Source organism: Trichocoleus sp. FACHB-40 (assembly GCF_014695915.1).
GTDB lineage: Bacteria > Cyanobacteriota > Cyanobacteriia > Cyanobacteriales > FACHB-T130 > Funiculus > Funiculus sociatus.
Genome location: NZ_JACJPF010000059.1, coordinates 18510 through 42202, shown reverse-complemented (window position 1 = coordinate 42202; position 23693 = coordinate 18510). Strand labels below are relative to the sequence as shown.

24 protein-coding genes and 1 pseudogene are annotated in these 23693 nt (G+C 45.2%); 11 read left to right on the top strand and 14 right to left on the bottom strand.

The genetic code is table 11. The features are described 5' to 3' along the window. Nucleotides 1-197: pseudogene (locus H6F63_RS13655) on the bottom strand (photosystem II q(b) protein); the annotation flags it as partial. A gap of 126 nt (nt 198-323) precedes the next feature. Further along, nucleotides 324-674 (bottom strand): histidine triad nucleotide-binding protein, encoded by a 351-nt coding sequence (locus H6F63_RS13650; protein ID WP_190440056.1) that lies wholly within the window; start codon nt 672-674, stop codon nt 324-326. 104 nt (nt 675-778) lie between these two features. On the opposite strand from H6F63_RS13650, the gene H6F63_RS13645 reads away from it, so the two are divergent. Next, nucleotides 779-2311 carry a YifB family Mg chelatase-like AAA ATPase gene (locus H6F63_RS13645; RefSeq protein ID WP_190419383.1) on the top strand — a complete coding sequence of 511 codons (1533 nt, stop codon included), beginning with the start codon at nt 779-781 and terminating at the stop codon, nt 2309-2311. A 380-nt stretch (nt 2312-2691) separates the two neighbouring features. On the opposite strand, the gene H6F63_RS13640 is transcribed toward H6F63_RS13645, so the two are convergent. Together H6F63_RS13640 and H6F63_RS13635 are read right to left on the bottom strand one after the other, a co-directional pair. Beyond that, nucleotides 2692-3033 carry a hypothetical protein gene (locus H6F63_RS13640; protein ID WP_190638133.1) on the bottom strand — a complete coding sequence of 114 codons (342 nt, stop codon included), beginning with the start codon at nt 3031-3033 and terminating at the stop codon, nt 2692-2694. A gap of 109 nt (nt 3034-3142) precedes the next feature. Beyond that, nucleotides 3143-3433 carry a colicin E5-related ribonuclease gene (locus tag H6F63_RS13635; protein WP_190638128.1) on the bottom strand — a complete coding sequence of 97 codons (291 nt, stop codon included), beginning with the start codon at nt 3431-3433 and terminating at the stop codon, nt 3143-3145. A gap of 409 nt (nt 3434-3842) precedes the next feature. On the opposite strand from H6F63_RS13635, the gene purB reads away from it, so the two are divergent. Beyond that, a complete protein-coding gene (gene purB / locus H6F63_RS13630; RefSeq protein WP_190638126.1) occupies nt 3843-5138 on the top strand; it encodes an adenylosuccinate lyase in 1296 nt (431 codons plus the stop codon). A gap of 142 nt (nt 5139-5280) precedes the next feature. Here purB and era read toward each other — a convergent pair whose 3' ends face one another. From era to H6F63_RS13605, 5 genes are all read right to left on the bottom strand, one after another. Next, nucleotides 5281-6270, bottom strand: coding sequence for a GTPase Era (gene era, locus H6F63_RS13625; protein WP_190638131.1), 990 nt, complete (start codon nt 6268-6270; stop codon nt 5281-5283). Nucleotides 6271-6294: 24 nt separating this feature from the next. Further along, a complete protein-coding gene (locus H6F63_RS13620) occupies nt 6295-7422 on the bottom strand; it encodes a succinylglutamate desuccinylase/aspartoacylase family protein (protein WP_190638125.1) in 1128 nt (375 codons plus the stop codon). Nucleotides 7423-7602: 180 nt separating this feature from the next. Then, nucleotides 7603-8241 carry a histidine phosphatase family protein gene (locus tag H6F63_RS13615; RefSeq protein ID WP_190638123.1) on the bottom strand — a complete coding sequence of 213 codons (639 nt, stop codon included), beginning with the start codon at nt 8239-8241 and terminating at the stop codon, nt 7603-7605. A gap of 96 nt (nt 8242-8337) precedes the next feature. Beyond that, on the bottom strand, nt 8338-8730 hold the full coding sequence (locus tag H6F63_RS13610; protein ID WP_190638121.1) for a hypothetical protein: 393 nt from the start codon (nt 8728-8730) through the stop codon (nt 8338-8340). Next, the gene (locus tag H6F63_RS13605; protein ID WP_190638120.1) at nt 8708-8875 is read right to left on the bottom strand and encodes a hypothetical protein; all 168 of its coding nucleotides are present in this window, start codon (nt 8873-8875) and stop codon (nt 8708-8710) included. The genes H6F63_RS13610 and H6F63_RS13605 overlap by 23 nt, the downstream gene beginning before the upstream one ends. On the opposite strand from H6F63_RS13605, the gene H6F63_RS13600 reads away from it, so the two are divergent. Both H6F63_RS13600 and H6F63_RS13595 read left to right on the top strand, forming a co-directional pair. Then, nucleotides 8867-9025, top strand: coding sequence for a hypothetical protein (locus H6F63_RS13600; protein WP_190638118.1), 159 nt, complete (start codon nt 8867-8869; stop codon nt 9023-9025). The two genes, H6F63_RS13605 and H6F63_RS13600, sit on opposite strands and share 9 nt — an antisense overlap. A gap of 78 nt (nt 9026-9103) precedes the next feature. Beyond that, nucleotides 9104-10285: a hypothetical protein gene (locus tag H6F63_RS13595; RefSeq protein WP_190638117.1), complete on the top strand. Its 1182-nt coding sequence runs from the start codon at nt 9104-9106 to the stop codon at nt 10283-10285. Between the two features lie 67 nt (nt 10286-10352). Here H6F63_RS13595 and H6F63_RS13590 read toward each other — a convergent pair whose 3' ends face one another. The 3 genes from H6F63_RS13590 to sufR are packed head-to-tail and all read right to left on the bottom strand — an operon-like array spanning nt 10353 to nt 11493. Further along, a complete protein-coding gene (locus H6F63_RS13590) occupies nt 10353-10574 on the bottom strand; it encodes a type II toxin-antitoxin system HicB family antitoxin (protein WP_190638115.1) in 222 nt (73 codons plus the stop codon). Nucleotides 10575-10584: 10 nt separating this feature from the next. Then, complete coding sequence (locus H6F63_RS13585; RefSeq protein ID WP_190638113.1) at nt 10585-10842, bottom strand: hypothetical protein; 258 nt, start codon at nt 10840-10842, stop codon at nt 10585-10587. A gap of 12 nt (nt 10843-10854) precedes the next feature. Beyond that, nucleotides 10855-11493 (bottom strand): iron-sulfur cluster biosynthesis transcriptional regulator SufR, encoded by a 639-nt coding sequence (gene sufR / locus H6F63_RS13580; protein WP_190638129.1) that lies wholly within the window; start codon nt 11491-11493, stop codon nt 10855-10857. Nucleotides 11494-11688: 195 nt separating this feature from the next. On the opposite strand from sufR, the gene sufB reads away from it, so the two are divergent. From sufB to H6F63_RS13555, 5 genes are all read left to right on the top strand, one after another. Next, a complete protein-coding gene (sufB, locus tag H6F63_RS13575; RefSeq protein WP_190419368.1) occupies nt 11689-13128 on the top strand; it encodes a Fe-S cluster assembly protein SufB in 1440 nt (479 codons plus the stop codon). Between the two features lie 174 nt (nt 13129-13302). After that, nucleotides 13303-14094: a Fe-S cluster assembly ATPase SufC gene (gene sufC, locus H6F63_RS13570; RefSeq protein ID WP_190638112.1), complete on the top strand. Its 792-nt coding sequence runs from the start codon at nt 13303-13305 to the stop codon at nt 14092-14094. Further along, nucleotides 14091-15479 (top strand): Fe-S cluster assembly protein SufD, encoded by a 1389-nt coding sequence (sufD, locus tag H6F63_RS13565; protein ID WP_190638110.1) that lies wholly within the window; start codon nt 14091-14093, stop codon nt 15477-15479. The genes sufC and sufD overlap by 4 nt, the downstream gene beginning before the upstream one ends. A gap of 126 nt (nt 15480-15605) precedes the next feature. Beyond that, nucleotides 15606-16868 carry a SufS family cysteine desulfurase gene (locus H6F63_RS13560; protein ID WP_190638098.1) on the top strand — a complete coding sequence of 421 codons (1263 nt, stop codon included), beginning with the start codon at nt 15606-15608 and terminating at the stop codon, nt 16866-16868. 263 nt (nt 16869-17131) lie between these two features. Then, nucleotides 17132-17797: a Uma2 family endonuclease gene (locus H6F63_RS13555; protein WP_190638096.1), complete on the top strand. Its 666-nt coding sequence runs from the start codon at nt 17132-17134 to the stop codon at nt 17795-17797. 364 nt (nt 17798-18161) lie between these two features. Here H6F63_RS13555 and H6F63_RS13550 read toward each other — a convergent pair whose 3' ends face one another. After that, entirely contained in the window at nt 18162-18467 is a 306-nt protein-coding gene (locus H6F63_RS13550) for a hypothetical protein (protein WP_190638094.1), read from the bottom strand. Nucleotides 18468-18739: 272 nt separating this feature from the next. Between H6F63_RS13550 and H6F63_RS13545 the strand changes: the two genes are divergently transcribed. After that, on the top strand, nt 18740-19201 hold the full coding sequence (locus tag H6F63_RS13545) for a TspO/MBR family protein (RefSeq protein ID WP_190638092.1): 462 nt from the start codon (nt 18740-18742) through the stop codon (nt 19199-19201). On the opposite strand, the gene H6F63_RS13540 is transcribed toward H6F63_RS13545, so the two are convergent. Then, nucleotides 19182-20612, bottom strand: a complete 1431-nt coding sequence (locus H6F63_RS13540) for a glycosyltransferase family 4 protein (RefSeq protein WP_190638090.1) — start codon at nt 20610-20612, stop codon at nt 19182-19184. The genes H6F63_RS13545 and H6F63_RS13540 overlap by 20 nt on opposite strands. Before the next feature lie 445 nt (nt 20613-21057). Here H6F63_RS13540 and H6F63_RS13535 point away from each other — a divergent pair, with 445 nt between their 5' ends. Next, a complete protein-coding gene (locus H6F63_RS13535; RefSeq protein WP_190638088.1) occupies nt 21058-23349 on the top strand; it encodes a polysaccharide biosynthesis tyrosine autokinase in 2292 nt (763 codons plus the stop codon). Nucleotides 23350-23693 lie beyond the last annotated feature (344 nt).

The window sequence follows — 23693 nt, the reverse complement described above, 5'->3', positions numbered from 1 at the left end:
GGTTCGCGGATACCGTCGATGTCCACTGGGGGAGCGGCGATGAAGGCGATGATGAAGCAGATGGTTGCGGATAGCAGGGTGGGGATCATCAGAACGCCGAACCAGCCTACATAAAGGCGGTTGTCGGTCGATGTAACCCACTCACAAAACCGCTGCCATACGTTGGCGCTTTCGCGACGTTGAATGGTTGTGGTCATTGGTTTATGATTGCGTGATTTAGTTTTGAAGGTTCAGAGGTAGTGTTTCCTCTACCTGTATTTAGATTAAACCTTCTATTTAGTTTTGTAAAGCTTTTCAACAAAAATTTTTTTTCCCTTCCTGATTCAACCTGGGGGCCATTTCATCTGGCGTTTGCCCAGGATGTGTAAATGCAGGTGGGGTACGGTTTGCCCACCATCGTCGCCATTGTTAATTACGACGCGATAGCCGTTGCTGAGTCCAGCTTGTTCGGCAACGCGCTTTACAGTCAATAACAAATGACCCATGAGGGCGTGGTCTTGTGATTCGGCATCGGCAAGCTGGGGTATGGGTTTTTTGGGAATGACGAGGATGTGAACGGGTGCTTGGGGCTGAATGTCTTTGAAGGCGAGGGCTAAGTCGTCCTCATAAACGATGTCGGCGGGAATTTCCCGACGGATAATCTTGCTAAAGATTGTGTCTGTGGATGGGGTCATGTTGGTGTAGTTAGCTATGCTTGCAGACATTTTACGCCCCGACGATAAACTTGAAGCGATCGCGGGAACTCTAATAAAAGATTCGGAGTTTCGCGGAGATTGCAATGCTTGCCAGAGTTTGGAGTGCATCTATCGTTGGTATCGATGCTGTAAAAGTGGGCGTGGAAGTCGATGTATCAACAGGAATGCCGGGGACTGTGCTGGTAGGATTGCCAGATACCGCAGTTCAAGAGTCAAAAGAGCGGGTGAAGGCGGCGCTGAAAAATGCTGGTTATGCCTTCCCGATGAAGAAAATTGTCATTAACCTGACACCAGCAGATTTGCGAAAGGAAGGCCCCAGTTTTGATTTACCAATCAGTGTAGGGATTATGGCTGCATCTGAGCAGGTGAGCGCTCAGATGTTGGGAGATTATTTGTTTCTGGGGGAAGTTTCCCTGGATGGCTCTTTGCGTCCCGTGGCTGGCGTGCTGCCAATTGCGGCGGCGGCTCAAAGGTTGGGAATTGCTGGTTTAGTGGTTCCAGACGGCAATGCGCGGGAAGCAGCAGTTGTGCAAGGGTTGGCGGTATATGGTTTCAAAAATTTATCGCAAGTAGCTGACTTTTTGAATTCTCCACAGCGTTACACGCCAATGCAGTTGGATGGTAGAAAGGAGTTGGCAAAAACGGTTTTGGGCGGTGCAGACTTGAAGGATGTGAAAGGACAAGTTCATGCCCGTCGTGCCTTAGAAATTGCGGCTGCTGGGGGACATAACTTAATATTTGTGGGGCCGCCTGGTAGTGGTAAGACGATGTTAGCGCGACGTTTGCCAGGAATTCTACCGCCGTTAAGTTTTGACGAGGCTCTAGAAGTTACTCAAATTCATTCTGTTGCGGGTTTACTTAAGAATAGAGGATCTTTGGTAAGCGATCGCCCTTACCGCAGTCCGCACCATTCTGCTTCTGGCCCTTCCCTTGTCGGCGGCGGCAGTTTTCCACGTCCAGGGGAAATTTCTCTGTCACACCGGGGCGTACTTTTTCTGGATGAATTAACGGAATTTAAGCGAGATGTGCTGGAATTCCTGCGTCAGCCTTTAGAAGATGGTTTTGTCACCATTTCCCGTACAAAACAATCTGTAACGTTTCCTGCTCAGTTTACCTTAGTTGCCAGTACAAATCCTTGTCCGTGCGGCTACTATGGCGATACGATTCAAGCTTGCACTTGTTCGCCTCGACAGCGAGAACAATACTGGGCGAAGCTTTCTGGCCCTTTAATGGATCGAATTGATTTACAAGTTGCAGTTAATCGCTTGAAGCCGGAAGAAATTACGCGACAACCGACTGGGGAGGATTCTGCACCAGTGCGTTCGAGAGTGCAAGTAGCACGTGATCGCGCTCATACTCGATTTAAAGAGGATACATCTAAAGTGGGTTGCAATGCTCAAATGCAAAGTCATCACCTTAGAGAATTTTGCAAATTAGATGATGCTTCTCGCAACTTATTAGAAGCAGCAATTCGGAAATTAGGTTTATCGGCAAGAGCAAGCGATCGCATTCTCAAAGTATCGCGGACAATTGCCGATTTAGCTGGTGATGATGACCTCAAAACCCATCACGTTGCGGAAGCAATTCAATACCGTACAATAGATAGAATGCAGTAAAGATAAGTTGTTAAAATTAGACCAGATTACATTTTATCCGCCCATTATGGCTGAAAAAGCCTGCATTCGAGAGATGGGAATTACTATCTCATAGATTTTGAATTTATTAGCACACGGCAAGACGGTGAAAAAAATTATGGAGGAGTGTAACAATCCTCGGCAGAGTTGTGTCAGATACCCGACTTCTTAAAAAAGTCGGGTATCTCGCATTCACGAATCATTTAGGACTGCTATATCCTTATTTTGAACCAGAAGCAGTGCCTAGAATATCCCGCTTAGTTAGCCAGGGAACAGGTGTATTTGATAAGCAGCGAGAAAGTTGAATGAAGCTTGTGGCAGATATGGGTATATCTCTACTTAAAGTTGCATAGTTCTAAGCTTTAGAGGAAGGTTTTATCTTCTTCCAAGACAAACGATACAAAGGCTATTCTTGAAGGCAAACGATTGGTAATAAATTCTCTTGCCAATCTTGCACTGATTTTTACATCTGTTATTTCGCTGAGATCCAATGCGCCTGGGTCTTCAGCAATCTTGTCACCGATGTAGTACCACAGATCAACACCAAGAATTAAAATTCCCCTCTGTTCTAATTCGTAAGCTAAAAGAACCGCGTGTTCAGGACGCAACAGAAGCTCTTCAGCTTTAATAATACCAAGGGGTTGATACTTATCTATTAGTTTCTCAAGTGTTGCTATCATCTCAGGGCTTTTTCCTGTTTCCAAATGTATCTGCGTTGCTCGGAGGTAATGATTTTAGGGAGGGGCAGTTACATCTCGCGTGCCCCGTTAAATTATCAGGGAAACTAAACAGGCATTGCCTCTACCTGATGATTTACTCCTTCTGGGATGTAAATGGATCTATCCATTCCGGGTCATTGGTATCGCTGACCTGCACGATATCGCCGCTCATATCATTACAAATGACATAATGATCATCGCTTCGATAATAGATAGTTGCAGCCTCGTTGTTTTTTGTCCCATCGGGATTGAATCGCTTATCTCGCGTCGCATAAGTATAGCATGGATTTTGAATCGTTGCTATAACCGCTTCTTTTGTCCAGCCACGTTTGCTCAGTTGTTGGAGAATTTTTGATCCGAATTGATAATCCGTGTAATTGGTCATGCAAATTATTCATAGTTGTAATAAATATATGTAGTCTCACCAGTTTTTAGATAACATTCAAAGGCATCACCCCTCTTGACAACAGCACTTCATCTTATTAAAATTATAGCGTTTTTGGTCGCGTGAAGTACGCCAAAACTCCCATTCAGCAAGCATTTCAGCCTGTCACTTTGTACCTCGTTAGATTGAGAACCGCTATATAAGGCTGAATCTTGTCTAATGTGATTATTTATACTGATGCTGACCACCAGCTTCCAATATCCAATTGTTATGAAGCTGAATGAAACCAGAAGCAATGAGTATAAGAACAGATGGGGATTGCAACTGTTGATTTTGGTACAATTCGTTTACCTGATCGCTATGTCAGTGACCCAATGTAAAATAAGACGGTTGTACTCTGTGGCGGACTGTGATTGAGCGTTATACGTTGCCTGAAATGGGCAATCTGTGGACTGATACCTATAAACTGAAGACGTGGCTCCAGGTTGAAATTGCAGTCTGTGAAGCCCAAGCTGAACTGGGTTATATTCCAACCCAGGCCGTGGAGGAAATTAAGGCTAAGGCTGATTTTGACCCGAAGCGGGTACTGGAAATTGAGGCTGAAGTCCGCCACGATATGATCGCCTTCTTGACAAATGTCAATGAATATGTCGGGGATGCGGGACGCTACATTCACCTGGGATTAACCAGTTCCGATGTGCTGGATACGGCATTGGCGCTGCAAATGGTAGCGAGTTTGGATGTGCTGCTGCAACGAACCGAGGATTTGATTGCAGCAATTCGCCAGCAGGCGCAGCAGCATAAAAATACGGTGATGATTGGACGTTCTCACGGCATTCATGCGGAACCGATTACGTTTGGCTTTAAGCTGGCGGGATGGTTAGCGGAAGTCATGCGATCGCGCGATCGCATCCTCCGGCTTCGCAAAGAAGTTGCAGTTGGGAAGATTTCCGGTGCGGTGGGAACCTACGCCAATATTGAGCCGAGAGTAGAAGCGATCGCTTGTCAGAAACTCGGACTCGAACCCGATACCGCATCAACTCAGGTAATTTCACGCGATCGCCATGCCGACTTTGTGCAAACCTTAGCGTTAGTGGCTGCAACAATTGAACGCTTCGCTGTCGAAATTCGCAACCTGCAACGCACAGACGTTCTGGAAGTTGAAGAATTCTTTTCCAAAGGACAGAAAGGCTCCTCAGCAATGCCTCACAAACGCAACCCAATTCGCTCAGAACGCCTAACCGGAATGGCGCGAGTTGTCCGGGGTCATGCTGTCGCCGCTTTGGAAAATGTTGCACTCTGGCACGAACGGGATATTTCTCACAGTTCCGTGGAACGGATGATTTTGCCAGATTCCTGCACCATAACTCACTTCATGTTAGTGGAAATCACCGACTTGGTGAAAAACCTGTTGGTTTATCCCGAAAACATGGAGCGAAATATGAATGTTTACGGCGGCGTTGTCTTCAGCCAACGGGTGATGCTAACTCTGGTAGAAAAAGGAGTCAGTCGCGAGGACGCTTATGCAATTGTGCAGTCTTGCGCTCATCAAGCTTGGAACAAACCAGAAGGTAATTTTCACGATTTGATTGCTAACGATAGTCGCGTTACACAGCATCTTTCGACTGAAGAAGTTGAGGCGTGTTTCGCTCCGCAGCACCATTTGCAGCATTTAGAGGAGATTTATCAACGTTTGGAGATTTAATAAACCGTGTTGGCGGAGCCTGCGCGTTAGCGCTTAGGCGCGTTGGCGTAGCCGGCGCGTTAGCGCTTAGGACAGGAAGGAAGAAACAAGAAGAAGAAAACCCTTCTGTTTCTTCCTTCGCACTATGCAGCGTCTTCGCGGTTCATTCCTGTTCTACTCTGTACCCCAACTCCAATAGATGTAGTCGAGATTGCCTCCATTTCGGCTGCACTTTGACAAACAACTCCAAATAAACTTTACCAGCAATTAACTTTTGGATTTGTTGACGAGCGTCGCTGCCAATGGCTTTGAGCATAGTACCCCCTTTGCCAATCAAAATCCCCTTTTGGGAGGGACGTTCAACGTAGATAGTGGCGAGAAGGCGGGTAATGGTAGGTTCTTCTTCTACTCTGTCAATTGTGACTGCTACTGAGTGGGGAACTTCTTCGCGAGTTAAGAGCAAAATTTGTTCGCGGATTAGTTCCCCCATGATGAAGCGTTCTGGCTGATCGGTGACTAAATCTGGAGGATAGTAATAAGGGCCAGTTTCTAAGCGATCGCATAATACTTGCTGCAACCCCTCCATTCCGTCGCCAGTCAGCGCCGAAAATTTCACAATCTCCCAGTTGTGAGGTTCTGCCAGTTTAGTGTAACTATCATCCAACCATTCAGAATCGCTCTGTTGCTGGTCAATTTTGTTCAATCCCAGAATAACCGGCGTTTCGGTTCGCTCTAGAAGATCGACAATGTAGCGATCGCCTCCTCCAGCTTCCTGCGAACCATCCACCACAAACAGCACCACATCAACTGAATTTATCGCAATTTGGGCATTTTTCACCAACACTTCCCCTAATTGGTGATGTGGTTTGTGAATCCCTGGCGTATCTACAAAGATTATCTGCGCTTCCGGTGTTGTCAGAATTCCCCGCAGTCGATTTCGCGTCGTCTGCGCCACTGGCGAGGTTATAGCAATTTTTTGTCCCACCAACTGATTCATCAGTGTCGATTTACCAACGTTGGGACGTCCGATAATGCCAATAAATCCTGACTTAAACCCGTCTGGTGCTTGGGGAATGCTAAATCCGGCAACCTCGCCTAGAATTTCACCCTGATTGGTATCGAATGTCGTTTCTGTCGTCGTGCCATCTTCCATGATGCGTGCGTTTCTTGAGAACACCTACATCACTGATAATACATATTCTCCTTCGTTAACCGCATGATTTGTCGAGACATCAAACACTAAACCAGCTTTTTCAGCACAGATATCAATCACTATCGGGAACTCGTTTTGTTTGTTAAAATTTATAACCTGGTAAAGTTTGTCTCCAGCCTTTACTGAAGTACCCAGCGCAACTCGTGCTTGAATCATGCCCCCTACTGGAGCATAGTATTTGATAATCCTACTTTTGGACACAAAAGTTATTTTCTCAGATGCAGTTTCAGACAACGGAAAGTCGGAAATTGCTAACATACCTTTTTGTGCCAAGTAATTTTTGATTCCTCGAACTCCTTTCGTTACCGACTCTGGATTCATTTGCATTCCCGAACCCAGTTCCAGTGTCCAAGAGTCTATATCAAATCTGATTTTGTTTCCCAGCTTTTCCAGCTGATCTTCCAGCGCTAACCACGGCTTGATAAATGCTTCATCAAAAGCATCTCCATCATATTCGTCTAGTAAAATCCCATAATCTAGAATAAAATATTTAGCACTTTCTTCTCTACGCCAGAAGCCATACAAATAATCTATAGCTTGATTAGAGGAACTGTGGATATCAATTACATAATCTGCATCGATACATAAAGATTGTAGTTGATAGCGGTATCGTTCATTAAATGGTACTCCACTGGGAGAGTTTATTTTTTCTAAAAGCTTGTCAAAACTTGTTTTAATACGTTTAAAATATTCCTTCCGTATAGCATCAATCTCAAGATGGATGTGAGATTTCGCAAATTCTTCTAAATCATCACATTCTTTTTCAAAGTCCCAAAAGATGCGATTCCAATCTTTGCCATCACTGGGATTGTACCGACCAGTGGAAAAATAATGAGTCCGCTGATTGGTGCTGACTGGGTTGCAGACGGGAACCAACCAAATTTCACCGTGCAACTGCGTGTCATCTATTGTTAGTAAAAATTCAATAATTTGCTGAATAACGGCATTTCCAACAATTTCTGCACCGTGCAGATTAGCTTGTAAATATGCCTTTTTACCAGGGTTAGCACCGATGAACTTATAAACTTGAATCGATAAGCGATCGCCTGAAGCAAGTTGCTGAATTGGAATTGTAAGAATTGTCGGATTCATGGAGAAAATATCTTACACTAATATGCCTTGGCGAAGGGAAATCGCGGCTACACAGACGAAACCTGCCTCCGCAGGTTTTAATGCTAAAATCTGCGGAGGCGTAGGGTGCGCGTAAGCACATAGGCAAACTTTGTTTGTATAGCCGCGATTACGAACATTGCTAGGTAATTTACAAACAAATCATGTACCTGGTAAGGTACGCAAACGCTCATCCAAATGAATGCGATCGCTTAAAGCATGAAGTAACGGCCCATGAGCGCCAAACTCTACTATACTGACCGAACCCACCGGACATCCCAAGCGAAAGCGAAAGCGTCCAACATCAATTCCCAGCAAACTACACAGCATAATCCGGATAGTAGCTTTGTGTGCAACAATCAAAACATTGCCGTTGTTAAACTGCTGCTTGATTTCTTCAATCACTTGTAAAGAACGGTGAGCGATCGCTACCGCTAATTCTCCCTCAGTCGGCGGATACCAAGCCGGATCGGCAGTCCAGCGAATATAATCATCGTGATACTCGCGGTTAACTGTTTCTACAGTTTTTCCTTCCCACTTGCCATAGTTAATCTCTTTCAAACCGTCCCGCAATTCCATCTGCATCCCCACAGCTTCACACAGCGGTTTTGCAGTTGCTACGGTACGCCGCATCGGACTACAAAAAATAGCACTCCAGGGTAGGGAACGATAAGCAGCAGCAAAAGCTTTTGCCATTTCTACACCATCTGCTGTCAAATCTGGATCTATGGAACCGCAGAAAACATTGTCTCGGCTGCGGTCTGTCTGTCCGTGGCGGAGGAAATAAAGCTTTAGACTCAAGGTAGTTTTCTCCGATTATCTGAGTTAAGGATACAACCACCTTTGGGATAATGATGTTTTTACGCGCACCCTTATCTAGCCTCAAAGAGTTTAGCGTCAACTATCAGAATCATAGGGAAACGGCTTACTTGTATCAAAAATATCAGCTAATTCGTCCTCAGTCATGCCAGTTTGAGCCAGTACCCGATCTACCGTCTCACGCAATTGCTTAACAGCGCGTTCGACTTCTTCCTGCTTTATGCGGTTCTTAAACTTACTTAGGTCAAAAAAGTCAGCAAATTCGTCTTCAGTCATGCCAGTTTCAGCCAAGGCTTTATTAACCAACTCACCCAAGCGATCTAGTTTGCAGTTGAGTTCTTCCTGCTTTGTCCGCTTCTTGGGGTAATAGTATCCTACGACTTCGCCATCATGTTCTATTGCCAAAGCTTCGCTACCCGTCAGGTAATTGGCTGCTTTCTCCTGTAATTCACTCACTGCTATTTGCTTCATATTCCACCCCTTGTGTTGCGATCGCGCAGTAGTCACATTCTAGGCTGGTTTTGATCTGGGTAAATTTGGGGAGAATGCGATCGCGCTGGGTTTGTAGAGGTACAATCACTTGCTTCTGGAATTCCCGCACTTGTGAGTGTTTCATACTATAGCCCACCTGCTGTGGTTAAATCTAACCCTAGTTTTGGAGTTTCAGGAGTATTTCAGAAGCGATCGCGTTGTTGAAAAAGTAGTGATCGCCTCCCCAGCCGCCATAAATACTGCTCACATCAACCCAGTGAATAGTAGAGCTTAAGACTTTCTGGGGTATTAAACAAAGAACTGTCAAGATTGAGTAAACGTTATACCCTACAGTAAATAGATCAAACAGCCTATGAAAATCAAATTAAGAAATCTAATTAGCCCACCAGTAGCGATTGTAATAGCAATAACTATAGTATCTTCTTTGGTACCTTTGCCTCTGGTGCGAGACCATCGCCTAAACGACCAAGCCGCAGCGATGGCTAAGGTTGCAGCCAAGTATGCGGAAGCGGGACAAAAGGATAAAGCTTCAGAGATATTAGCCCAAGCTTTTGATAGAGCCAAAAGCACAGACAATGAGGTTTCAAAACAAAATGCGTTGTCTGAGATTGTTAAACAATCTGTGCAAGCCCAACAATACGATCAAGCACTTCAAGCTGCCAAACTGATACCAAATAATAACAGTGTCAAAATTAGGTATTTAAGAGAGCTTGCAGTCATCTACCTATTACTAGGGCAAAAGAATAAAGCTTCAGAGATATTAGCCCAAGCCCGTGAAGTCACTCAAAAAGCTACAGATAGGTCATTCCAATACGGTATAGGCACCGAAGTAGCTCTGGATGAATCTGCTAAAGCCGTTTTCCTGTCTAAAATTAATCAAGATTATGCAGAAGCCCAACAATACGAGCAAGCACTTCAGGCTGCTAAAGTTATGCCCGATGGTGCAGGAAAAGCTAGGGCTTTGAGCGAGGTTGCAGTTAAATACATGAAATTAGATCTGAGATTAATAGTCCCAGAGGATAAAACCTTAGAGGTATTAGCTCAAGCCCGTGCAGCCGCTCAAGCAGAAAAGAATCAATCTGCTAAAGTTGCTGTGCTGTCCGATATCGATAGGCGATATACAGAAATCGATAGCTCCTTCCCCCCTGGATTTTCCTATTCAAACGCAGAAAAATACTATCTTGGTGACGATAAGTTTGCTCAGAACGCTGTCAAATATGCGGAAGCAAAGCAATACGACCAAGCCCTTAAGTCTGCCAAAAAGATAGACAGTGCATATTTAAAAGGAAATGCTTTGGATAAAATCATTGACCTGTCTACAGAACAAGCGGACAAGGAAAAAGTCTCAAAAATATTAGATGAAGCTGTTCGGGTCGCCAAAACAATCTATAGCGATACTGAAAAAGCCGAGGGTCTAGCTTCTGTTGCCGTCAAGTATGCCGCAATAGGACAGAAAGAGAAAGCCTCTGAGGTATTAGCCCAAGCCCGTTGGTACGCCGAAAATGCAGGTACCTGGATCGCTATACTGACTTAGCACGCTAGGCTCAGCGGTAGCGGCGATCGCGCTGGTTTTGTGGAGAGCGATCGCTCTCCACAACGTCCTAAACTCCTTCCTCAACCAAAACTCTTTGAACGCCAACGAATTCCAGCGGCTCTGCTGTGTCTTCTTCGACTTCTAAACAAATCTCGATGGCTTCTCGAATGCGCTCCATGAGTTCATCTAAAGATTTTGCTTGCGTATGGCAACCAGGAAGACTTGGCACGGAAGCAACAAAGTAACCCTCAAAATCACGCTCAATACTTACGTTAAATTGTCTGCTCATTTTTAGGATTTTACCACTTCAAAAATGCTGCTTCGCTTCCTTGTTCTTGCCTAATTTTTGCATCATTTTCAAACCAGGAAATTATTTGTTCAGGTGTTAATTCTTCAATAGCAACGCCGTACTCCTCGGCGATGTGCTTCAACACTCTTAAGGATGAAATTGTTAATCTCGTCAAAAACTTTTCATGGGTTTGAAGCAGTGCTGCGTCTACCTTAACCGCTTCTTCGTATGTCAAAAATTGTTCTGATGGTTGCTGTGATTGAGTCATAAGTATTATTAGTTACTGTTCCTTAATTAAATAACCGCACCGATGTTCTCCATTAACAATCCAGTGCGTTCGTTCTACTTTACAATTTTGCAGGGCAGCGGCAAACATTTCTAACTCGTGACCGCAAACGCTGGGGAAAGATGAGGCGACATGGGAAATCGCGCAGTTATGTTCTGTCAGGATAAACTGACAATCGCTTTCCTGTACGGGATACCACTCTGCCATGTAACCTTCAGCTTTGCGGAGTTCGACCAATTTGGCAACGCGATCGCGTAAATTTCCCTCACTCAGTCGTTCTCGGTATTCCTTCGCCTTGCGTTCCCAGTGCTTTCGCAAGACAGAGCTAGCTTGCTCATAACCCAGCGTTTCTGTCAAGGTGTCAAGAAAATCAACCGCAAACTCTCCGTAACGGCTGGGGAAGCGATCGCGTCCCTCTTGACTCAGCTGATAAACGTGCTGTGGTCGTCCCATCCCCGCTTGCACCTGTTGATGTATAATCAACCCTTCCGTCTCCAAATCCTTGAGATGGCGGCGGATCGCCTGTGGGCTGATCTCCAAAGCATCCGCTAACTCCTGCGCCGAGGCTTGACCTATTTTGAGTAAATGTTGCAAGATGTCCTGCTTAGTGGAAGGCTGCTTAGCGATCGCCATCGTCATTGTCAGAAAATCTCCTTAGGACTTTGACAACATCCTAGTTGCTAAAGTACCCTAAAATAGAAATAAAGCAACACAGATGTTGTTTTACTATTGTAAATGCAGTTTGACTGGGCGATCTACTCTGGACGCCCATGCCCCCCGCCTGCCAGCCACCAGAGTTTGTCCACAACACGAGAGAACACTTAATCAATGACTGCTAGCGTTAAAACCTTAGTCAATCAGCCCTATAAATACGGCTTTGTCACAGACATTGAAACAGATAGCATTCCTCGCGGACTTAGTGAGGACGTTGTTCGCCTGATCTCCGCCAAGAAAGAAGAACCGGAGTTCATGCTAGAGTTTCGCCTCAAAGCCTATCGGCAATGGCTGAAGATGACAGAACCAACTTGGCCTCATGTCAAGTATCCGGCTATTGACTACCAAGACATCATCTACTACTCCGCGCCGAAGCAAAAGCCCAAAAAGCTGGGTAGCCTCGATGAAGTCGATCCAACTTTGTTAGAAGCCTACGAGAAGCTAGGGATTTCGCTTTCAGAGCAGAAGAGGTTGTCTAACGTTGCCGTAGATGCCATCTTCGATAGTGTTTCAGTTGCCACAACATTTAAAGAGAAGCTAGCCAAAGACGGCGTGATCTTCTGTTCCATCTCCGAAGCTTTGCGGGAACACCCCGAACTGGTGCAGAAGTACCTCGGCAGCGTTGTGCCAGTAGCAGATAATTACTTCGCCGCCCTCAACTCAGCCGTATTCAGCGATGGTTCCTTCGTCTACATCCCCAAAGGCACCAAATGCCCGATGGAACTCTCCACCTACTTCCGCATCAACAGCGGAGATACGGGGCAGTTTGAGCGCACGCTGATTATTGCCGAAGAAGGCAGCTCTGTGTCATATCTGGAAGGCTGCACAGCACCCATGTTTGACACCAACCAGCTGCACGCGGCTGTAGTGGAACTGGTTGCCCTCGACAATGCTGAAATTAAATACTCCACGGTACAAAACTGGTACCCCGGCGACGAAAACGGCAAAGGTGGTATTTACAACTTTGTCACCAAGCGCGGGCTGTGTCAGGGAGTCAATTCTAAGATTTCTTGGACACAGGTAGAAACGGGTTCCGCGATTACTTGGAAGTATCCAAGTTGCGTGCTAGTTGGCGATAATTCCGTGGGTGAATTTTACTCCGTTGCGCTGACGAATCATATGCAGCAAGCCGACACCGGAACCAAGATGGTGCATATCGGCAAAAACACTCGCAGCACGATTATTTCCAAGGGGATTTCGGCAGGTAAGTCGTCAAATAGCTATCGCGGTTTGGTGAAAATTGGCCCCAAGGCAAAGGGCGCGAGAAACTATTCTCAGTGCGACTCGATGCTGATTGGCGATAATGCCCAAGCGAATACTTTCCCCTATATCCAGGTGCAGAATAACACCGGAAAAGTGGAGCATGAAGCTTCTACCTCGAAAATTGGGGAAGAACAGCTGTTCTTTTTCTCGCAGCGGGGCATTTCCGCAGAAGATGCTATTTCAATGATGATTAGCGGCTTCTGTAAGGATGTGTTTAATCAGCTGCCGATGGAATTTGCTGTTGAAGCTGATAGGTTGTTGAGCATGAAGTTAGAAGGCAGTGTGGGATAAAGGAAACTACAGATAAACACAGACAAACGCTGATAAATCATTCGGGTTTATCTGTGTTTATCTACGGTTGAATTTCTTTACTCAAAAAGGTAAAGCGGGCATTGCCTACTTTTAGGCTGAAATAGAATAAGAACCGCGAAGACGCTAAGGGCACAAAGGAAGAAGAGAGGAAAGATGATTATTGAAAATAGTGAGGTGATCCTATCAGTTCGGGATCTCACGGCAAATGTTGATGAAACTCCGATTCTTAAGGGTTTGAATCTGGAAGTGAAGGCGGGAGAAATCCATGCCATTATGGGACCAAACGGTTCTGGAAAAAGCACCTTTTCTAAGGTTTTGGCTGGACATCCGGCGTATGAGGTGACGGGTGGTGAGGTGATTTTCCGGGGGCAAAATCTTCTGGAAATGGAAGCTGAAGAACGTGCTAGGGCTGGCATATTTTTGGCTTTTCAATATCCTTTGGAAATTCCTGGGGTTAGTAATGTAGATTTCCTCAGAGTTGCCTATAATTCCCGTCGCAAGGCTGAGGGATTAGAGGAATTGGATGCTTTTGACTTTGATGAATTGGTGCATGAAAAGCTGGATGTCGTAAAGATGAATCCTGCTTTCCTTAGCCGCAGCGTGAATGAAGGGTTTTCTGGTGGTGAGAAGAAGCGGAACGAGATTCTGCAAATGGCACTGCTAGAACCAAAGTTAGCAATTTTGGATGAAACGGATTCAGGGTTAGATATTGACGCGCTGAAGATTGTGGCGGATGGTGTGAATCAGTTGGCAAATGCAGAGAATGCGATGCTGGTGATTACTCACTATCAGCGACTACTGAATTACATCGTGCCAGATTTCGTTCACGTCATGGAAGCCGGACGAATTATTACCAGTGGTGGTAAAGAATTGGCGTTGGAATTGGAATCTCGCGGTTATGAGTGGGTAAGGGAAGAAGAAGCAGCTGAGGTGAGTGCAAAATGACAATTCAAGTAACTTCTATCCCCAATCCAGAAGAAGTTGGGTTAAAATCTGCTGCAACTAATCGAGATGCCAAGCTGATTGAGTTGTTAAACGTGTCTCGCAGTCAAGAATTACAGGTACTCGATCCAGAGATGGTTGGCTGGTTGCAAGAATTACGCGATCGCGCTGCTTCCTGGCTACCTCATCTCAAGTTTCCCACTACCCGCGATGAAGAGTGGCGTGTCACTGATATCTCGCCTTTGTTAAAGTTGTCTTTCCAAGCTGCGAAATCTGCGGATGTACCCCAGTCAGCAATTGAAGGATTAACTTTAGCAGAAGCAGCCGAAAGTCGTCTAGTTTTCGTTAACGGTGTTTATGCACCCGGACTGTCATCTGTTGCCAATTTGCCAGAAGGGGTATTTGCCGGAAATTTAGCCCAACTTCCAATAACTTATCGCACTCGCATCGACAATTATTTCGCCCAACAAAAGGGTTTTGATGAGGTATTCACCGCCCTGAATACGGCAGGCTTAACTGATGCTGCTGTAGTGTGGGTGGCGAAGAATCTGGTACTTGAAACACCGATTCATTTGCTGTTTCTGTCTACTTTTAGCGATCGCCCTACTCTCTCTCAGCCACGGTGTTTGGTCGTCGCCGAACCTAACTCTCAAGTAACTCTGATAGAAGATTATCTGCCAGTCGGCGACTGGTGTGCAGATAAAACTCATCCGTACTTAATCAATACGGTTACAGAGATTTGGGTAGAAGAAAATGCTGAAGTTCGCCACAACCGGATTCAACGAGATAGTGGCGCAGCGTTTCATATTGGCAAGAGTGCGATCGCGCAATCCCGCAACAGCCGCTACACTTGCAATGCAGTGAGTTTGGGTGGCAAAATATCCCGCCACAACTTAGAAATTTATCAGTTGGGCGAACAAACTGAAACCACCCTTAATGGTTTAACCATGATTTCTGGGGAACAGATTGGCGATACTCATAGCGCAATCATTCTCAACCATCCCCACAGCACAACTCGTCAATTACAAAAGTGTATTGTGGCTGATAAGGCGCATTCCGTATTTAACGGGAAAGTCTTTGTTGCCAAAGCAGCACAATTGACGGATGCTGGACAATTAAATCGGAACTTGCTGTTGTCGCCTAAAGCGAGAGTCGATACTAAACCCCAACTGGAAATCATTGCCGATAACGTGAAATGTACTCACGGTGCAACAGTAAGTCAGTTAGATGATGATGAAGTCTTTTACCTGCAAAGTCGCGGTTTAGACAAAGCGAGTGCTAACAACTTGTTAGTTGACGCTTTTGCTATTGAAATAATCAACCAGATTCCCATCGCTTCTTTGCAAACAAGTCTCTCTCGATGTGTTGCTTGTAGAACAATCGAATAGTGTGGAATCGGTAATAGGTAATGGGTAATGGGATGTTGAAGAAATAACTTCTAACTTTTACCAATTACCAATTATCAATTACCAATTATCAATTACCAATTATCAATTACCCATTACTAATTACCAATGACTCTTACCAAAGACAGAACACTAGCCGATAAAGTCCGTGCAGATTTCCCAATTCTGCACCAAGAAGTCAACGGCAAACCCCTAGTTTATCTAGACAACGCCGCCACATCCCAAAAACCTCTGGCGGTGCTAAACGCCATTCGGGATTACTATGAGCAGTATAATTCAAACGTACACCGGGGCGTTCACACCCTTAGCGCCAAAGCCACAGATGCCTACGAAGGTGCTAGAGACAAAGTTGCCGCTTTCGTAAATGCTGCTTCGCGTCAGGAAATTATCTACACCCGCAACGCTAGCGAAGCGATTAACTTAATCGCTTACAGTTGGGGAATGAACAATTTGCAGAGAGGGGATGAAATTATCCTCTCCGTAATGGAACACCATAGCAATTTAATTCCTTGGCAGTTCGTGGCGCAAAAAACAGGTGCGGTGCTGAAGTTTGTAGAACTAACTTCAGACGGAATTTTTGATTTAGAACACTTCAAATCATTAATTTCCGACAAAACCAAACTGGTTAGCACTGTTTATGTCTCTAACACATTGGGATGTATTAATCCAGTTAAATCGATAACCGAAATCGCTCACAAATACGGTGCCAAAGTCTTAATTGATGCTTGCCAAGCTGCACCTCACATGGTGTTAGACGTGCAAGCCGTAGACTGCGATTGGCTAGTCGCCTCCGGTCACAAAATGTGCGCCCCGACTGGGATTGGCTTCCTCTACGGTAAGTTAGACTTACTGCGTTCCATGCCTCCCTTCTTAGGCGGTGGGGAGATGATTGCGGATGTATTTCTCGACCATGCTACTTATGCAGATTTACCGCATAAGTTTGAAGCGGGAACGCCATCAATTGGGGAAGCGATCGCGCTCGGTGCAGCAGTAGATTATCTTAGTGGCATTGGTATGCACAACATCCATACCTACGAAGCTGAATTAACAGCTTATCTCTTCCAACACTTGCAGCAAATCCCAGAAATCAAAACTTATGGGCCACAACCCACCAGCACCGGAGAAGGTAGAGCCGCACTCGCTGCATTCACGGCTGGAGATGTCCACCCTCACGACTTGTCCACTATTTTAGATCAAGCTGGCATCGCCATCCGCGCCGGACACCACTGCACCCAACCCTTACACCGTTACCTGAAAGTGCAATCTACTGCACGGGCGAGTTTGTATTTCTACAACACCCGCGAAGAGATTGATCTTTTCATCGCATCTTTGAAAGAAGCTGTCGAATTTTTTGGCAGTATCTTCGGCTAAGTCAACATAACCCCTGGCGAATGTAATTCGCGGCTATACAAACTAAGTCCGTGCAGGCGGACTTACAAAAACTCAAAGTAGCTGCGGTTTCAACCACCCTTAAGCCCTGGCGAATGTAATTCGCGGCTACACAAACTAAGTCCGCCTGCGCGGACTTACAAAACCTTAAACTTTTGAAACCTGCGTAGGCAGGTTTTGTCTGTGTAGCTGCGGTTTCAACCGCCCCTTCAAGTGTAATGCTAGAAAATTGAGTAATTCAAAGTATGATTACCACCTCTATTCCAGCAGAACAAAGAACCGTGCTACCCAACATCAGCTGGGAAACTTTAGAAGCCTTGCTGATAGAAACAGGTGAAGATAGAGGCTGGCGGTTTGCTTATGACGGAAGCACTCTAGAACTTATGACCCCGCTTTTTGAACATGAAAACCCCAAAAGTAATTTTGGTAATTTAATCATCTTCTTAGCTTTAGAACTAGACATTGAAATAAAGAGTGCTGGTTCTACTACTTTGAAGCGACAAATAGCCAATCGAGGCATAGAACCTGATAATTGTTACTATATCCAAAACGAACTAGCGGTAAGAGGTAAGCAAAAACTCAATTTAGAAACAGATCCGCCGCCTGACTTAGCTATTGAAATCGATATTACCAGCAGTTCTGTTAACAAGTTTGAGATTTACTCAGCGCTGGGAGTGACTGAACTCTGGAGATATGACGGACGAAATTTAAAATTCTATCAGCTAGCAGAAGGAAAATATATTGAGTGTGAATTTAGTATTGCCTTTCCCATCGTATCGGTAACTGAAATAAGCCGATTTATTGAGCAAAGTAAAAGTATCGGTGAAATTGCACTGTTAAAATCATTTCGAGCTTGGGTGAGAGATAAAATAGGAATTAGGGAAACAAATCAGTCAAATGGCATACAGTGACTTTACTTTAGATAGGGTGAAGAAAACCTTTGACTTAAGCATTTCTGACAAAATTGATATATTCTCCTCTGTACCTAAGTTAGAATGTCGCTCATTTTTAGCAGGAACACTCCGAGAAAATGTACCTTTAGCCCTTGCAAGTAATACGGAAAAAGCTCGTTCGGAAATGATTATTGCACCGATTTTAATTTCGGTGAGGAAACATTTGAATGCTCAAATAAGTTTATTCTCAGGCATTGATTTTACGGTTGATGGACAAAAGGGATTAAACGGAAGTTGCGATTTTATTATTAGTCGTTCGCCAGAGCTGCTAAATCACAGAAGAGATCGCACTCTCCACCACAACATCACAGAAGCGATCGCACTAATCGCGTCCTCGTCCGAGTTCTTCAATCAAATCACGAATAGCATTTTGATTATTTTCAGCCACAATCGCCGCCGCCTCAGCAGCTTGAGCCGCACGCTGTGAAGCCAAGACAGCTTCCCTAGCAGTTTGGCTAAGTTCTGTAATTGCTCTGGCTTGTTCAGCCAAAACATTGACAAACTGCTGAATGGTCTGCTGTTGACGTTCAGCTGTCTGAGCTTGACGTTCAGCTGTCTGAGCTTGTTGCTCAATGACTGTTACCAGTCGCTCTAAGCGAATTTCAATTCGGTCTAGTTGGACGGTCATAGTGTTTTTTGTAGCTACTTTGACTGTAGCACCCAAAGGCTTGTGTCAAAAGTAGTTCTAGCGCTTTAGCATAGCGGCGCGGATGCACTAGAGCCGTAGCGTTGGAACTATGCTCCCTAAAGGAAGCAAAAACAGCAGATTGGCCTTGCGTAGCTGCGACAACAGTCATCAGCAAGCTTAGATTCTGACTAGCGGGTGATTACAATTAGCTTCTCAACTTGACAAAATCGCTACAGATGGCTAGCAGGTTTGGTGTTGCGAAGGGTAGGGGCATGATTAAATCTTGGATGGTGATTGGAGGCGTAACTTTTTTAGTTGCTGGCTTGAGCAACTTAATTACGCCCAATGATGTTAAGTGGTTCAAACGGCTGCAAAGACCGAGATGGTTAACTTTTGAGGCGGCTATTCCTTTGATTTGGATAGTAGTTTTTATTTGTGGTGCTTGGTCAGCTTATGTTGTCTGGGAACGCACCAAAAATTGGTGGCTAATGGGCTTCTACGTGTTACTAGAATTAGTTACAGTTGCCTACAACCCCCTGATGTTAAGGCTCCGCAGTCTCAAAGTCGGCACCATCGTAGGCGGAATTGGTTTCATATTAAGTTTGATTTTGGCACTGACTGTATTACAAATCTCGGCTGTTGCATCTGTGTTGTTAATTCCCTATTTACTCTGGAGTCCGATAGGAACTTACACTACTTGGGTATTGGCTAAACTCAATCCTGATGATGCTTAGAAACTTTTACAACCCCTCCTGACTGGTTCTTGACAAAGTGAGATGAATTGTATCGGCGCAGCCATTTAAAACTAGGTGAACTGAGTGGTTCCATTGGTTCCTTGACTGCCTCTTGCAAGATTTTTGAGTATTGCTGGGCAATAATCTCAGGCGTAAAGTTTGACTCCAGATATTGACGCCCAGCCTGTCCCATCCGAGTCTGCAATTGCGGGGAAGTTGCTAAACAACGAATAAACTTAGCTAGACCACTAGCATCCCCATTGTTGAAGGCAGCACCACAATTAGCTTCAGTCATCAACTGGCGGAGATAGGAGTGTTGTTCGCTAATTACAGCAATGGGACGCCCAGCTGCTAAAGCAGCGTAGAACTTACTGGGTACTACTAATCCTTCCATGCCTGGGCTAATGCTAACTAAGGATAAGTCGCAAGCGGTGAGGGAGTAGGGTAAATTCTGCTTGCTTTGGTATGGCAAGAAGCGACAATTGCTTAAGCCGAGAGTGCTAATTTTATTGATGCAAGTTTGGCGCTTGGCACCGTTGCCAATGAAAACAAACTGAATGGGTTCATTTTCCAGCAGGCTAGCTGCTTCTAAAATTGTCTCCATGTCGTGACAGCGCCCCATGTTACCGGAGTAGAGGACGGTGAAAGTGTCAACTAGATTAAATTCTTGGGCGAACCAATTATCTTGCTTGGCAATAGGTACAATCCAGCCTGGATCTGCCCAGTTATGAATTACGGAAATCTTATTAGTAACTTCTGGGCATTTGGCGACTACTCGCTCTTTCATTGAAGGGCTGAGGACGATAATTCTTTTAGCATTTTTCCAAACACAACAGTTGAGAAAATTCCAAAATCGAACTAATAGGTTTTGGGCAGGAACGACATTGAGTTCGACAGCAACATCGGGATATAAGTCGTAGAGGAGACAAACGTAGGGTAAACCAAAGCATAAGTTAGCTAAATAGCCGAGAATTGGCAAGAAGGGGGGGGCTGTGGTGAGGAGCAAAATATCGCCGCGACTGCCAGTTTTTATCAGGTGGAGTCCGGATCGCAAGCAGAATAAGAGTCCATTGACGGCTTTGCCGCGAATTCGCTGGGGCCATATCTGAGCAGTGCGCGATCGCTTAACTAAAAGTCGCTCCGATCGCTCAATTGGTGGTGCCGTTTGCTTTCGGAAGGCATACCCCGGCTGTCCGGTAAAGATTTGCACTGGCAAACCTAAGGAACCCAAGTTAACTGCTAGTTCTTCAATCAGCTGCCCTGTCGCTGCGTAGTCTGGCGGATAATATTGGGTAATGATAGACAGTCTTACGGGCAGGTTAGAAGGAATTAGCGCTTCTGGCTTCAAAGACTGGGTTTCTGGGAACCCGCCCCTACTAATATGCTGTTTTGGAATCTTCCCGTTGCTCATGCAGCCTCGCTGACTTGATAGGGATAATGTGTAATTGATGTTACTACCGTGTAGAGTTTACCGATAAATTCGGTAGCTGGATAAACAGGTGAAACCCACTGATAACAAAGAATTTTCTGATTTTTTAAATTTACCAACCGTGTAGGGACTAAAAAAACTACAGATTTGCCTATAATTATCCGGATCGCATCCAGAAGAATCTGGTAAAGACTGATTAGAGACTTCCTGGGTGAGCAGTGTCGCCCATCTAAGGGAGTAACTTCGTCACTTTTTTACAGCTGATCCCAAAAATATAATCCCAGCAATCTAGTCATGGATTTTATCCTGATAGGCTAGCACAGTGCTGTATCTAGAATTCAGGAGTCACAAGGGAGCCACAATTGGGGAATTGGGCTGGCATTAGGCACTCCTGACTCCTGAATTCTTTACTCGGCATTGTTAAGCTATGGGTTCCGATGGAGATTTTCAGCCGTTGCTGCCACAAAGTACAGGGAACCACAGGAGCGCCATAAAACCGCCCTACGGCGGCGGCCTTCCCCGTTCTACTGGGTTTAACGAGGCTGACGAAGATAAACTGGATCTTCGTCAGCTATTGGCTGTTGTCAGGCGTCGGGCGATCGTGATTACGGGGGTAGCGATCGCTGTAACTTCTGGAGCTGTATCTTGGGTTTTGAGCCGCGCTCCCAAGTACGAAGGCAGGTTTCAGCTGTTAGTAGGCTCTGTAACTGGTGAAGATAAGTTTGATGAATTCAACCAAAGCTTAGGTAAAAATGCCAGCATTCAAACTCCCAGCATAGATTACGCTACTCAAATTCAGGTTTTATGGAGTCCCCAAGTAATTTCTCCAATCGTTGAGAAAATTAAAGAGCGATATCCAGAGATTGATTACAGTACGCTGGTGCAAAAACTGGCGATTAATCGGCTGTCTGAAACAAAAATTTTAGAAGTTAGCTACCAGGATTCAGACCCTCAAAAAATTCAATTTATTCTAGAAAAAGTTGCTGATGGATATGTTGACTACAGTCTCTCTCAGCAGCAAAATAGCCTGCAACAAGGTATTAAATTTGTTGAAAAGCAGTTAGAAAAACAATATGAGCGAGTAGACAAACTTCAGGAAAGACTCCAGGAGTTTCGCCAAAAATACAACCTCATCGATCCGGAAACTCAGGGACAACTCCTAACTAATCGCGTTAGCGGCATTGTGCAGCAGCGACAGGAAACCCAAAGCAGACTCGGCGAAACGCGATCGCTTTACTCAACTTTGCAAAAACAATTAGGGTTAGAACCGAATCAGGCGTTGGCGATGGCGGCGCTTTCGGAAGCACCCCGCTATCAGCAGTTACTCAATCAACTTTCTGAGGTAGAAAGTAAAATTGCTGCTGAGTCAGCGCGGTTCACGCAAGAAAGCCCTAACATTCAGAAACTGCTAGAACAACGGGAAAATTTGCTGCCTTTGTTACGACAAGAAGCGGTAGGGGTATTGGGAAGCAATTCTTCTGGTGTGGTTTTAGATGCCGAGAGTGCATCCCCAAATTCGATTCGCCTGTCTCTAACTAAGGAGATGGTGGAGGCGGCTAATCAGATTCGAGTGTTGGAAAGGCGTCAGCAAGCGATCGCTCTTGCCGAAAATCAGATGAGTCAACAGCTAAAACAACTAGCTGTCACTGCTCGTTATTACACAGATTTACAGCGAGAGCTACAGGTCGCAACAGAAAGCTTGAACCGCTTTCTCGGTGTCCGGGAAACCCTACAGATTGAGGCGGCGCGAAAAAATCTCCCTTGGCAAAAGCTTTCTGAACCTAAACAGCCTCAAGAGCCGATTTCACCTAATGCGCCACGCAGTATTTTGCTAGGTGCGGTTGCGGGGTTACTAGCAGGAATGGGAGCGGCGTTGTTAATCGAAAAGTTGGACAACGTGTTTCACTCTCCCGATGAGTTGAAAGATAGCACTGGATTACCGATTTTGGGGCTGATTCCTTTCAATAAACAACTCGCTAATAGTCAGGAGTCAGTTGTTAGTGGTCAGTCGTCAGTCGTGAAGGGACAAGCACACTACAATGCTTCTGCGTTTTTGGAAGCGTTTCGCTCTCTTCATGCGAATATTTATTTTCTCAGTCCGGATAAGCCACTGCGATCGCTAGTTATTAGTTCCTCGGTTCCGTCAGAAGGAAAATCAACTCTTTCAACGCACCTGGCGCAAGCCGCAGCTGCTATGGGTCAGCGGGTTTTACTGGTGGATGCGGATCTCAGGCTACCGCAAGTTCATAAATTGACGGATTTGCCTAATGTCTGGGGACTCAGCCATGTCATTTCTACAGACATGAATGTGGATGATATTATCCAGCGATCGCCCTTAGAAGACAATCTCTTTGTGTTAACTGCTGGTCAAATTCCCCCAGACCCCACCAGGCTGCTTTCATCCAAAAAAATGCAGAATTTAATCCAGCGTTTTGAAGAAGCTTTTGACCTGGTTATTTACGACACACCACCACTTTTAGGACTTGCAGACACCAAACTTTTATCTCCTCATACAGATGGTATTGTCCTGGTTGTGGGATTGGGCCGCACAGACCGAGCGGTGCTAAGGCAAGTTTTAGATGGATTAAAAACTTCTCATGCTCCTGTTTTGGGTTTGGTAGCGAATGGAGTTAAAGGCTATACGACTAGCTCCTATGATTACTATCACCGTTACTACACTAAAGTTCCTGGGAAACAGCAGCCTGTGAACAATAGCTGATACTAATTCATTGTGTTTATTTCTGGTTCCCAGTCAGAGACTGGGAATATTTTTTTGTTACCGAAGCGGCGCTTAGCTAACATATACCCTTTGGAATTCCTACCCTATGGGGGAGGCAGAGGCTCCCAAGCAGCGTTTCTAGTTTTAGGTTAAAAACGAGGATATACTAATTTTCCCGTTCCATCTGTAGGTTGGGTGAGGTTCCAAGGGCCCAACCTACACAAGTTTTGGACTTTTAACTCTAACTAATTCCATTTTTTACAATTTATTGCTGAAACGGTATGATATAGGCGCACTCTACCTGCATTGGGGCGGTACTTCGCCCACTATCAAGACCTGTAGGC